Origin of the sequence: Brevundimonas sp. TWP2-1 (assembly GCF_049897645.1) — a bacterium.
Classification (GTDB): domain Bacteria; phylum Pseudomonadota; class Alphaproteobacteria; order Caulobacterales; family Caulobacteraceae; genus Brevundimonas.
Window position 1 is genome coordinate 832,575 of the sequence record NZ_JAFCWR010000001.1, and the last position, 12,119, is coordinate 844,693.

Here is a 12,119-nt window from a genome sequence, read left to right on the forward strand (position 1 = left end):
GGTTCCTTTGAACGTCCATGGCGGGGTCGCGTTGGTCAAGGGCAAGGAGAAGATCATCATGACCTACATCGAACCCACCCCCACGACACCCCAGCCGGAAATCCAGCCCGAGACCACGCCTCAACCGGAAATCCAGCCGTCCGATACGCCCGATGAAGTTCCACCGATGGAGCCCGATGGCGGAGGCAAAGGTGATTCCAGGCCTTATGGAGCCGCCTGAAGTCAAACCACGAAGACGTTCAGGGGTGTGACAGTAAAACAGGGTTCCGAACGGAACCGTCACCGAGTCACAGGGTTCACTTCAGCAAGCGCAACGGCAGCACTGAAAGGACCCCGATGGACAGCCAGCCCACACGACCCTCCGGCGTTTCCAAGCGAGGTTTCGCCTCCATGGATCCCGAACGTCAGCGCGAAATCGCGCGTAAAGGGGGCGCCAGCGTCCCCAGCGAAAAACGAAGCTTCTCCCAGGATCGCAGCCTCGCCGCACAGGCCGGCCGCAAGGGTGGTGAAGCGTCGCACGGAACCAAGAAAGACGCGGACGCCGCAGACGGCGAATAACCCGCTGAGACCTATAAAATAGGGCGGCCCGTCGATCGACGCGCCGCCCTTTTTCTTTGTGCTTTGGGGCGTCGCGCTTTGCGACGCCCCAAAGCCGATTCAGGCCCGAAGCAGAGCCAGAGCGACGCTGGGTTCTGGCGACACGTCGATGCGCACCACAGCCCAGCCGGACGCCTTCGCCATGGCTTCGACGGTTTCGGGTGTGAACTTGCGTGAGCTTTCGGTGTGGATCGTCTCTCCGCTCATGAAGCGGAACGACTGATCGCCGATGCGGACCGTCGTCGGGGTGACGGTCTGCAGATGCATTTCCATCCGTGACGCCTCGGAGTTCCACACCGCCCGGTGCGTAAAGGCGGCCAGATCGAAATCGGCGTCCAGTTCGGCATTCGCCCGAACCAGCAGATTGCGGTTGAAGGCGGCGGTGACGCCTTGGCTGTCGTCATAGGCGGCGACCAGGATCGCAGGATCTTTCACCAAATCGACACCGAGGATGAACAGCGCCCCCTCCCCCAGCATCCGTCGCGCCGCCGCCAGGAAACGCTCGGCCTCGTCCGGTTGCAGATTGCCGATGGTCGAGCCGGGGAAGAAACCGATTCGGCGTCCCCGCGGCAAATCGTCCGGCAAGGGCGCCAGATGCTCGAAGTCACCCAGCACCGGCTGAACCGTCAGGCTCGGATAATCCGCGCGAATGCGGGTCGCGGCGTCCAATAGCGCCGTCTCACTGATGTCCAGCGGCACATAGGCGCCCAGATCAGGTACGGCGTCCAGCAGGATACGGGTCTTCTCGCTGGCCCCGGATCCGAACTCCACCAGCACGGCGTTCGGCCCAAAATCGGCGGTCAGGGCCACCGCGCTGTCGCGCAGCAAAGCCGTCTCCTGCCGGGTCGGATAGTATTCCGGCAGGGCCGTGATCTCTTCGAACAGCCGCGACCCTTCGGCGTCATAAAACCATTTGGGCGGCACGGCCTTCTGATCGCGCGACAGACCCTCGACCATGTCGCGCCGGAATCCTGCGGTCTGGGCGTCGTCCGTCGGCGCGGCGTGCCTGTGCGGGGCGTCTTCGGCTAGTCTCAGACCCATGAAGGCCCACCTTTGTTGCGGGTAGAAGAAGTTCCGATACGTCACTCGGGCATGATCGGACGGCGTGGCGAAGGCGCCGCCGCGCAGCACCATCTGATTGGCCATGAACTTGCCGTTGTATTCGGCGGCGGTACCGGACGTTGGCTTGAAGCCGGGGTAAGGCGCATAGGCGCTTGACGTCCACTGCCAGACCTCGCCTGACAGGTTCGAGAAACGCTCGGGCGCGGTCGTCGCCGCATGTTCCCACTCCGCCTCGGACGGCAGCCGTTTGCCGGCCCACCGCGCATAGGCGTCGGCCTCGTAGAAGCTGACATGGCGCACGGGCGCCGCGGGATCGACCGGGGTGCGGCCGGTCAGGCCCATGACCGTCCAGTCGCCGCCGTCGCAGCGCCAGTACAGCGGCGCGGTCCAGCACTGGGCCTTCACCGTCGCCCAGCCGTCCGAAAGCCAAAGGTCCGATCGGGTGTAGCCCCCATCCTCCATAAACCGGATCCAGTCGCCGTTGGTCACCAGATCGGCGGCTAAGGCGAACGGCTCCAGCCAGACCCGGTGCGCCGGGCCTTCATTGTCGAAGGCGAAGCCGGCTCCGCCATGACCGACCGACACCAGGCCCGCGTCGAACGCGACCGCGCCGCCGCGCATCGTCTCGACCGGCCGCTCGCGCGGTTCCACCTCATAGGCGGCCGGGTCCAGCGGCGAACGCGACATCAGGTTCAACAGGTCCATCAGAAAAAGTTCCTGATGCTGCTGGTCGTGATGCAGACCCAGTTCGAACAGATACCGCTCAAGCCCGCTCGACGGCCCCTGCGCCAGCCAAGCGGCCATGCGCCGGTCGATCTCGCGGCGATAGGCCAGCACCTCCTCCACCGAAGGGCGTGTCATCAGGCCACGCTGGTCACGCGGCACCCGCTCGCCCAGAGCTTCATAGTAGGAGTTGAATAGCTGCTGGAAGCGCGGATCGACCGGCTGATAATCAGGATCTGACGCCAGGATCAGAGCTTCGAAAAACCAGCTGGTGTGGGCCAGGTGCCATTTGCCGGGGCTGCAATCAGCCATGGACTGCGCCGACAGGTCTTCGATCGACAGTCCTTGGGCCAAGGCGGGCATCGCCGCCCGAACACTCCGGAATCGCGCCACGTCCGACGCCGCCCGTGTATCGGGCTCGAATCGAGCATTCATGTCAGCCGTTCCGTTCCGCGCCAGCCCCGCTGCCCGGACCGGGCGTCGCGTCGTTCAAGCAGATCGAACGTCACGCCACGGTCGGGGTTCCCCGGTGAGTCGTCAGGGATTTGGTAAGTCTGGCTGCGAATTCAACGCACCGGCCTGCCGCCATGCTTGGCGTATTCCAGCCGGGCGATGGTGCGGTTGTGAACCTCGTCCGGGCCGTCGGCGATGCGAAGGGTGCGCACCGTGGCGTAGAGTTCGGCCAGTGGCGTGTCGCCCGAGACGCCCGCCCCACCGAACGCCTGGATGGCGTCGTCGATGACCTGAAGCGCCATGCGGGGCGCGGCCACCTTGATCTGGGCGATCTCGGAACGGGCGTTCTTGGCCCCCGCCTGATCCATCATCCAGGCGGCCTTCAGCACCAGCAGGCGACACATCTCGATATTGGTGCGCGCGTCGGCGACCCGCTGTTCCCACACCGAATGTTCGGCCAGCTGCTTCTTGAACGCCGTCCGGTTCAGCAACCGCACGACCATCAGCTCCAGCGCTCGCTCGGCCGCCCCGATCACCCGCATACAGTGGTGAATACGGCCGGGACCGAGCCGCCCCTGCGCGATCTCGAACCCCCTGCCCTCGCCGGCGATCAGGTTCTCGACCGGGACGCGGACATTATCGAGCACCACTTCGGCGTGGCCGATGGGCCGTTCGTCATAGCCGAAGACCGTCAGCATCCGCTCGACCCGGAAACCGGGCGTGTCGACGGGCACGATGACCTGTGACTGCTGGGCGTGGGCTGCGGCGTCGAAATCTGTCTTGCCCATGACGATGGTCATGGCGACGTTGGGGTGGCCCATATTTGTCGACCACCATTTGCGGCCGTTGATGACATAGTGGTCGCCGTCGCGCTCGATCCGGGTCTGGATGTTGGTGGCGTCGGACGAGGCCACCTCGGGCTCGGTCATCAGGAAGGCCGAACGGATTTCACCGGCCATCAACGGCTTCAGCCAGCGGTCCTGCTGAGCGGCGTCGCCGTACATGTGCAGGACTTCCATATTGCCGGTGTCGGGGGCGTTGCAGTTGAACACCTCCGACGACCACAGATGGGCGCCCATCATCTCGGCCAATGGCGCATAATCGAGGTTGGTCAGGCCCGCGCCGTGGTCTCCGGGCAGGAACATGTTCCACAGGCCAGCCTCGCGCGCGGCGGCCTTCATCGCCTCCATCACGGGCGGCTGTCGGGTCGGGTCCTCGCGCACCTGGGCGAAGTATTCGGCCTCGCGCGGGATAACCTGTTCGTCGAGGAAGCGGCGGACGCGGGCGTGCCAGTCCAGCGCCCGGTCGGAATGTTTGAAGTCCATGTCGTTTCCTCTTCCCGTTCGCGCCTCTGCCGGGCGCTCGATACGAAAACGGCGCGGCCCCGATCAGGAGCCGCGCCGCCATAAATGGTCGTTTAGACCGGCATCAGCGCTTCAGCAGCGGAGCCAGCTTCTGGGCGATCATCATGTCGCCGGCGATCTTCAGCTTGCCCTGCATGAAGGCCATCATCGGGTCCAGCTTGCCTTCCGAAAGGGCCATGAAGTCATCCCACTTCATGGAGACCGTGGCGTCGGCGGGCTTGTCTTCGTTGGTGACGGTGTTCGGCACCGAGGCGCCGTCGATGTAGATTTTGCCCTCGTCGCCGAGGTCGAGCTTCACGGTCTTGCCCAGACCGGAGTTGTCGCCGACGGCGCCGCGGATGTGTTCGGTGACTTGTGCGAGATCGGGCATTGGGGGCGTCTCCCTAAAAGGACGTTGTGAACTACGGGTTAGCCCGCATCGGCGAAGGCGCCAAGATCACGTCGGGTAAAGCTCGCATCACTTCTCCGGATCACCGTCCCGAAACCGCCATTTCATCGCCAGCACGCCTGAGGCCATGACGAGGGCGCAGGCGTTCGCCACCGTCACCGGCCAGGCCTGCGTCATCACGCCATAGATCACCCACAGCATGAAACAGGTCACTGTCAGCGAATAGGTCTTCAGGCTGACCGAGGACGCGTCGCGCTCCTTCCAGATTTTGATCGCCTGGGGCGCGAAACTAGTGATCGAGCAGACAGCCGCGGCAGAGCCGACGATATTTGCGATCAGGTCGCTCACGCGATGATCCGCCGCTGAAAGTGAGAGTCGCCGTTTGTCATGCCGCAATCCCTCGCGGCCGCCCCGAACCGATGTCAGGGTCGAACGACAGGCGGCGACCGCCTCGCCTGCGTCGCCTGTTCGAAGGCGTAACCCAGCGAAAGGATGCGTGCGTCCTCCCACTTCCCGCCGAGGAAGCTTAAGCCCACCGGCATCCCTCGATCAAAGCCCATTGGCACGGTCAGGTGCGGATAGCCGGCGACGGCGGCCAACTGGCTGGCCGAGCCCTCCATGTCGTCCTCGTCCTTGGGATCGTTGGTCCAGGCCCGCGAGGTCGTCGGGGCGATCAGCGCGATCAGGGCATTGTCTCGCATCAGCCGGTCGATCCCCTCCGGTCCCGCCAGCCGCAGCGAAGTCGCGCGCGCCTCCATGTAATCAGCCGCCGTCAGATCGCCCATCGCCTGAGCGCGCTCGAAAATGTCCTGACCGAACAGCACCGTCTCGCGCGGCTCGGCGGCGTTGAAGGCGATCACTTCGGCCAGGCTGCGGGTGCGGACCTGTTCCGGGTCGGTCGAGGCCAGATAGGCGTTCAGGTCGTGCTTCAGTTCGTACAGCAGCACCTTGAACTCGGCCGCTCCGATGACCCGACCGTCCGGCCCCTCCGGCAGATCGACTAGCACGGCGCCCGCATCGCGCAGGGCCTGAAGGTTCTGTTCGAATACCGCTTGGGTCTCGGCCGAATACCCCTTCAGGAACCGCATCACCCCGATCCGCGCGCCGCGCAGAGCACCAGCGTCCAACCCGGCCGCATAGTCCACCTTGCGCGCGTCGGCCTCGACCGTGGCGGGATCGGCCGGATCGGACCCGGCGATGACCGTCAGTACCTTGGCGGCATCCCGGACCGTCGTCGCCATCGGCCCGGCCGTATCCTGGGAATGGCTGATCGGCACGATATGGGTCCGCGACACCAGGCCGACGGTGGGCTTGAACCCGACTACGCCGTTGACCGAAGCCGGACAGGTGATCGAGCCGTCCGTCTCCGTCCCGATGGCAACCGGCGTCAGGCCCAGCGCCACCGCCGCCCCGCTGCCTGACGACGACCCGCACGGCGTGCGGGCGGGGTCATAGGGGTTCAGGGTCTGGCCGCCCACCGCGCTCCAGCCGCTGATCGAGTCCGAAGACCGGATGTTGGCCCATTCCGACAGATTGGTCTTGCCGACGATCACCGCCCCGGCGGCCCTCAATCTGGCGACGAGAGGCGCATCCCGACCGGGTGCGTTGTCCGCCAAAGCCAGCGACCCAGCCGTGGTCGGCATGTCGGCCGTCTCGATATTGTCCTTCAGCAGGATCGGCATGCCAGAAATCGCCGACGCGCCCCGGCTGGGCGAGGTATCGGTCCAGCGCAACACCGCATGAGCGGTGTCGTTCGCCCGCCCCGCCGCGACCACGGCGGATGCTGACGGATAGCCGCCCTGCCCGGTCGCGCAGCCTGCAAGGGCCAGCGCGACCGCAGCGGCCAGGATCAGTCGGCGGCGGGTTCCGCCCGCTTGCCGATCGTGCGGTCCAGGAAGTTGAGATAGGTTCGCCATTGCTGCAGTTGCCTCGGTTCGCCGCGGACGCCGTGTCTCTGGCCGGGATAGAGCATCATCTCGAACGGCATGCTCTTGGCCTGAAGGGCGTCGATCACGCGGGTGGCGTTGCCGAAGATGACATTGTCGTCGGCCATGCCGTGCAGGATCAGAAGGCGGCCGGTCAGATCATCCAGTCGCGGCAGGACGTCGGTGGCGGCGTAGCCTTCGGGGTTGGCCTGCGGCGTGGACATGTAGCGTTCGGTATAATGGGTGTCGTACAGGCTCCACTCCGTCGGCGCCGCGCCGGCCAGGGCCGAGGCCAGACCGGCCTCGGGCTCGGTCACGGCCAGCAGGCTTAGGAAGCCACCGAAGCTCCAGCCCATCATGGCGATCCGGTCTGCATCGACATAGGGCAATGTCTTCAACCACTTGGCGGCCAAAGCTTGATCCTCGACCGCAGGAATGCCCAAACGGCGATAGATGCTGGTTTCGAAGGCCTGGGACCGGTCCCCCTCGCCGCGGTTGTCGACGCGGAAGACGATATAGCCCGCCTCGGTCAGCAACTGGTTGGTCAGGGGCTGCCAGCTTTTCTGCACGCCGGCACCGGTGCCGGGGCCGCCGTAGACCTGCATCACCACCGGATATTTCTTCGACGGATCGAAATCGGGCGGGGTGGTCATGCGCCAGACCAGGGTTTCGCCATGGCTCTGCATCGAGCCGAACTCGGGCGCGCGCAGACGCGAGACGTAAGGGGCGAAGGCGTGGGCGGCGTCGAGCTTGTTCTCTTCGATCCAACGCACGCGCGTGCCGTCGATCCGGTAAAGGGCCGACTGGGGCGGGGTCTTGGGATCGGAATAGTTGCCGACATAGGCCGTCGCCGGCCCGTTGACCGACACCGACCACCAGCCGCCGGCGGGCGTCACCGCCACCGGATCGACCGTGCGGTTCAGGCTGGCGCGGAACATCTGCTGTTCGATCGGCAGTTCCTTGCCGTCGCGCATCGAGGCGGTGAAATAGACCTCGCCGGTCTGGGCATTGACGCCGTCCAGATGTTTGACCGGATAGTCGCCCCGCGTGATGGCGCGTAGCTGACGGCCGTTACGATCGTACAGATACAGGTGCCGCCAGCCGCTGTCCTCGTTCGACCAGATGAAGCGGCCGTCCGGCAGGACATGGAAGTCGTTGTTCAGATCGACCCAGGCCTGGGCCTTCTGGCTGAGGATCACGCGCGAGGCGCCGGTGGCCGGATCGACGCTAAGCAGGTCCAGCGTCTTCTGATCGCGCGACTGGCGCTGGACGTACAGAGTCTTGCCGTCGTCGGCCCAATCGACCCGCGCCAGATAGATGTCGGTGTTGGAGCCCAGGTCCACCTTGACCCGGCCTCCGCCTTGCAGGTCGCGGACATAAAGCTCGACCACCGCATTGGGGCGGCCGGCGCGGGGATAGCGCTGCTCGACCATGGTCGCGCCGGCGCCGGTGATCTCGAAGCGGGGGACGATGTCCACCGGGCTTTCGTCCACGCGGGTCAGGGCGATGTAGCGTTCGTCGGGGCTCCACCAGTAGCCGGTGTCGCGATCCATCTCCTCCTGGGCGATGAACTCGGCGGTGGCCCAGGTGATCAGGCCGGAGCCGTCGTCGGTGATCGGCGTCTCCTGGCCGGTGGCCAGATCATAGACCACCAGGTTCTGGTCGCGGACCCAGGAGACATATCTGCCCTTGGGCGAGACCTTGGCGTCGATCTCGTCGGCGGCGGTCTCGGTCAGGCGGCGCACCTTGCCGTCGGCGCGGCTGGCCAGGAAGATGTCGCCTTCCAGCGGCGCCAGGATGTAGCGGCCCTGCTGGTCCCACGAATAATCGACCACGCCCCGCGCGCTGATGCGCATCCGTTCGCGCCGCGCCTTCTCGGCCTCGGACAGTTCGCCGGCGTCGGGAACCAGGGCGCGGGCGTCGATCAGCTTGTAGGGTTCACCCTCGCCGATTGGAGCGGCCCAAAGGTCCTGAACGTCCACGTCGTCCTCGCGCGAGCGCAGGAAGGCCACCAGTTGGCCGTCCGGCGACAGGCTGACGCCCTTGGCCACCGGCCCGTTCAGGCTGGGGCTGGAGAAGACTCGTTCCGGCGTCAAAATGTTGGAGGGTGTCTCTTGGGCCAGTGCGGAACCGGCCGACAGGAGGATGGTCGAAGCAAGAAGAACTGTGCGCATGGGCGGGGACGCTAGCGGCCCTTCTGCAAGCCGTCACGAGGAAAAGTCGCCGTCGGACGAAAGGCTTTTTCTTCCCTGCGAGCGGGTCTCAGATTACAGAGGCCGCACCATGACAGACGCCGCCCTCTCCCCCGCTCCCGTGAAAGCCAGCCCGTTCAACGAACTTGAGGTTCTGTGGGTCCGCCACTGGACCGACAGCCTGTTCAGCTTCGGCGTCAAACGGCCCGAGGATTTCCGCTTCCGCTCGGGCGAGTTCGTCATGATCGGCCTGCCGGGCGAAGCCAAAGACGGTGTACCGGGAAAGCCCGTGTTGCGCGCCTATTCCATCGCCAGCCCCTGCTGGGCCGAGGAACTGGAGTTCTTCTCCATCAAGGTCGCCGACGGCCCCCTGACCTCGCGCCTGCAAAAGATCGTCGCCGGCGACACCGTCCTGATGGGCAAGAAGCCGACCGGCACCCTTGTGCTGGACGCCCTGACCGGGGGCGAGCGGCTGTTCCTGATCGGCACGGGCACGGGCCTGGCGCCCTGGCTCAGCGTCGCGCGCGATCCCGACACCTATGCCCGCTTCGGCCATGTCTATGTGATCCACACGGTGCGCAGCGTCGCCGACCTGGCCTATCGCGACTTCTTCACCCGCGAGATCCATGACGATCCGCTGATCGGGGACGAGGCCAAGGCCCAGCTGACCTATTACCCGACGGTAACGCGCGAAGCCTTTGAAAATCCGGGCCGGATCACGGACCGGATCAAGTCGGGCGACTTCTTCCGCGACCTGGGCCTGCCCGAAGGCTTCGATCCCGCCCGCGACCGCGTCATGCTGTGCGGCTCGATGGCCATGATCAAGGAAGCCGGCGAGTTGCTGGAGACCTATGGTCTGAAGGAAGGCTCGAACGCCGAGCCCGCCGACTACGTCCTGGAACGCGCCTTCGTCGGCTGACGTCTTGGCTTGGACGGCCTGAGCGGCTAACCCCACGGCCATGCACCACCCTGCCCTTGTCGCAGTCGACGCCCGCGTCGATCCCGCCGAATGCCAGTCGATGGCCGACGTCCGCCAGGGCGTCGACGCCCTGGACCGCGCCTTGGTCGCCCTTTTGGCCGAACGTCAGCGCTATATGGACGCCGCCGCCCGCATCAAGCCCGACCGCGACGCCGTCTTCGACCAAGCCCGCATCGACGACGTGGTCGCCAAGGTTCTGACCGCCGCCGAGGCGCACAACCTGTCGCCCGACATCGCCGAGCCCGTCTGGCGCCTGCTCATCGACCGCTGCATCGCCCACGAGTTCGCGACCTACGACCGGACGCGCAGCTAAGCTCGGCGAACGCCAGCCATCGTATCGGCTTGAGAAGTTCGGCTTGATTTCAAGATCTTGAGTCGCAGCAGCGTCAATCGACCTAACGCCGCATCCAGGCGCCCTATAATGCGCATCGGTCTTTGACATCGCTGAGCGCCGCCTGCCGAAATTGCACTCTTTTGCACTTTGCACTCGTTTTCGGAGTGCAGTGCAATTTCGGACAGATCGGCGCCTAGCCCTTGAGGCCCCGCAGCATAAGTTCGTGACGATAGGCCGCGACATCCGCCAGCGCCGCCTCAAGCGCATCGCGGACGCGCTCCAGCGCCGGCCCGGCCAGCGTCTGGTCCGCCCCTTCCACCTCGGCGCAGATCGCCGCCAGGTCTCCCGCGCCGATGCCGGCCGCCGCACCACGGATCGTGTGAACCCCATCACGCCAGCCTTCGGCCTTGGGGTCCAGCATGACGGACCACAGGCCGGCCTGCTGGACGAACAACCCCAGCACCTCTTCGTTGATGGCGTCGTCTGCGCCCGTCATGCCGTTCAGCACGGCGAAATCGACCGCGCCCGTCACATCGCGCAACGCCATCAGGCCGCCGTCTCCTCGCCCTTGGCAAGGCGTGAGTTCCGGGACGACCAGGCGAAATAGATGACCAGGCCGCCGACATTCCAGATCAGGAACCAGACCTGGGTGTTCACGGGCAGGCTGAACAACAGATACAAGCAACCCGCGATGCCGAGCGGACCGATGATCCAGGCCAGCGGAGCCTTAAACACCCGCGTGCGCACCGCGTCGCGGACCCTCAGGACCAGCAGGCTGGCGCAGACGGCGGAGAAAGCCGCCAGCGTTCCCGCATTGGCCAGAGCCGCGATCTCATCGAGCGGCAACAGACCGGCCAGGATGCTGACGATCACGGCGGTGAACAGGGTGACCACCACCGGCACCCCGCGCTGCGAGACCCGGCCCAAGCGGCGCGGCAACAGGCCGTCGCGCGCCATGACGTAGAAGATGCGCGTCTGGCCATAGAAGAAGGCCAGGATCACCGTTGGCACGCCCACGATCACGGCAGCGGCCACGATCTGGGCCGCCAGGGGCTGTTCCAGGATGCGCAGGATCAGGGCCAGGGGCTCACCGCTGTCGGCGAACTGGCCGAACGGCATGGAGCCGACCGCCAGCGCCGCGACCAGCATGTACAGGATGGTGCAGATGATCATGGAGCCCAGGATGCCGATGGTCAGATCGCGGGCCGGGTTGCGCGTCTCCTCCGCCGCTGTCGCCACGGCGTCGAAACCGTAGAAGGCGAAGAAGACGATCGCCGCCCCCGCCATGACCCCGACCTCAGCGCCCGCCGGGCCGTTCTTGTTGAAACCATAGGGCATCAGCGGCTCGAAATTGGCTGGGTCGAACGCGGGTGCGACCACGGCGATGAAAACCACCAGGGCGCTGCATTTGATGACCACCAGCACGGCATTGACCGTCGCGCTCTCCTTGGTGCCCAGCAGCAGCAGCCCCGTCACCGCCAGTATTATGGCCACGGCCGGGATGTTGATGACCCCATCCGCATGCGGCCCCGCCGTCAGGGCCTGGGGCAGGATGATGTCGATCGTTCGCAGGAAGCCGACCGCATATTCGGACCAGCCCACGGCCACGGCGCTGACCACCAGAGAATATTCCAGTATCAGGCTCCAGCCGATGATCCAGGCGATCGCCTCGCCCAGCGCCGCATAACTGTAGGTATAGGCCCCGCCCGAAGCGGGCATCATCGTCGCCAGCTCCGCATAGGCCAGCGCCACGCAGGCGCAGATCACGCCCACGATGGCGAAGGCCACGATGATCCCCGGCCCCGCCTTTTCCACCCCTACGCCCGTCAGCGTATAGATGCCCGTGCCCACGATGGCCCCGATACCCAGCAGCATCAGATGCGGCCAGCCCAGGGTCTTCTTCAGCGCCGGTCCGTCGTGCGGAGCCAGCATGGTGTCGATCGATCGGCGCCGGTTCCAGAAGGCCATGAAGCTCGCTCCCCCGCCGCTTGCCGCGGCTGATTCCACGGGGACCATAGCCCGCCGAAGAAAGTTTGCGAAAGCGCTTGCCAACCCCCGAACCGCTGGGTAGTAGGAGCGCCCTTCGGCAAGGCCTCTCGCCC

12 protein-coding genes are annotated in these 12,119 nt (G+C 65.7%); 4 read left to right on the forward strand and 8 right to left on the reverse strand.

The window, feature by feature from the left end:
- Positions 1-58 precede the first annotated feature (58 nt).
- Positions 59-220: a hypothetical protein gene (locus tag ACP7BH_RS04260; RefSeq protein ID WP_425983419.1), complete on the forward strand. Its 162-nt coding sequence runs from the start codon at positions 59-61 to the stop codon at positions 218-220.
- A gap of 116 nt (positions 221-336) precedes the next feature.
- Entirely contained in the window at positions 337-558 is a 222-nt protein-coding gene (locus tag ACP7BH_RS04265; RefSeq protein WP_346495335.1) for a general stress protein, read from the forward strand.
- 99 nt (positions 559-657) lie between these two features.
- On the opposite strand, the gene egtB is transcribed toward ACP7BH_RS04265, so the two are convergent.
- From egtB to ACP7BH_RS04295, 6 genes are all read right to left on the reverse strand, one after another.
- Positions 658-2,817 carry an ergothioneine biosynthesis protein EgtB gene (gene egtB / locus ACP7BH_RS04270; RefSeq protein WP_425983417.1) on the reverse strand — a complete coding sequence of 720 codons (2,160 nt, stop codon included), beginning with the start codon at positions 2,815-2,817 and terminating at the stop codon, positions 658-660.
- Between the two features lie 131 nt (positions 2,818-2,948).
- The gene (locus ACP7BH_RS04275) at positions 2,949-4,160 is read right to left on the reverse strand and encodes an acyl-CoA dehydrogenase family protein (protein ID WP_425983415.1); all 1,212 of its coding nucleotides are present in this window, start codon (positions 4,158-4,160) and stop codon (positions 2,949-2,951) included.
- Positions 4,161-4,263: 103 nt separating this feature from the next.
- Positions 4,264-4,569, reverse strand: a complete 306-nt coding sequence (locus ACP7BH_RS04280; RefSeq protein ID WP_135195860.1) for an SCP2 sterol-binding domain-containing protein — start codon at positions 4,567-4,569, stop codon at positions 4,264-4,266.
- A gap of 87 nt (positions 4,570-4,656) precedes the next feature.
- The gene (locus ACP7BH_RS04285; RefSeq protein WP_425983413.1) at positions 4,657-4,935 is read right to left on the reverse strand and encodes a SemiSWEET family sugar transporter; all 279 of its coding nucleotides are present in this window, start codon (positions 4,933-4,935) and stop codon (positions 4,657-4,659) included.
- A 74-nt stretch (positions 4,936-5,009) separates the two neighbouring features.
- Positions 5,010-6,503, reverse strand: coding sequence for an amidase (locus tag ACP7BH_RS04290; protein WP_425983411.1), 1,494 nt, complete (start codon positions 6,501-6,503; stop codon positions 5,010-5,012).
- Positions 6,437-8,686, reverse strand: coding sequence for a DPP IV N-terminal domain-containing protein (locus ACP7BH_RS04295; RefSeq protein WP_425983409.1), 2,250 nt, complete (start codon positions 8,684-8,686; stop codon positions 6,437-6,439). The genes ACP7BH_RS04290 and ACP7BH_RS04295 overlap by 67 nt, the downstream gene beginning before the upstream one ends.
- A 109-nt stretch (positions 8,687-8,795) precedes the next feature.
- Between ACP7BH_RS04295 and ACP7BH_RS04300 the strand changes: the two genes are divergently transcribed.
- Both ACP7BH_RS04300 and ACP7BH_RS04305 read left to right on the forward strand, forming a co-directional pair.
- Positions 8,796-9,623: a ferredoxin--NADP reductase gene (locus ACP7BH_RS04300; RefSeq protein WP_425983407.1), complete on the forward strand. Its 828-nt coding sequence runs from the start codon at positions 8,796-8,798 to the stop codon at positions 9,621-9,623.
- A 40-nt stretch (positions 9,624-9,663) separates the two neighbouring features.
- Entirely contained in the window at positions 9,664-9,996 is a 333-nt protein-coding gene (locus tag ACP7BH_RS04305) for a chorismate mutase (protein WP_425983405.1), read from the forward strand.
- A gap of 214 nt (positions 9,997-10,210) precedes the next feature.
- Here the strand turns inward: ACP7BH_RS04305 and ACP7BH_RS04310 are convergent, their stop codons facing one another.
- Together ACP7BH_RS04310 and ACP7BH_RS04315 are read right to left on the reverse strand one after the other, a co-directional pair.
- The gene (locus tag ACP7BH_RS04310) at positions 10,211-10,564 is read right to left on the reverse strand and encodes an Hpt domain-containing protein (RefSeq protein ID WP_425983403.1); all 354 of its coding nucleotides are present in this window, start codon (positions 10,562-10,564) and stop codon (positions 10,211-10,213) included.
- Positions 10,564-11,985: an amino acid permease gene (locus ACP7BH_RS04315; RefSeq protein WP_425983401.1), complete on the reverse strand. Its 1,422-nt coding sequence runs from the start codon at positions 11,983-11,985 to the stop codon at positions 10,564-10,566. Before ACP7BH_RS04315 ends, ACP7BH_RS04310 begins: the two co-directional genes overlap by 1 nt.
- Positions 11,986-12,119: the final 134 nt, after the last annotated feature.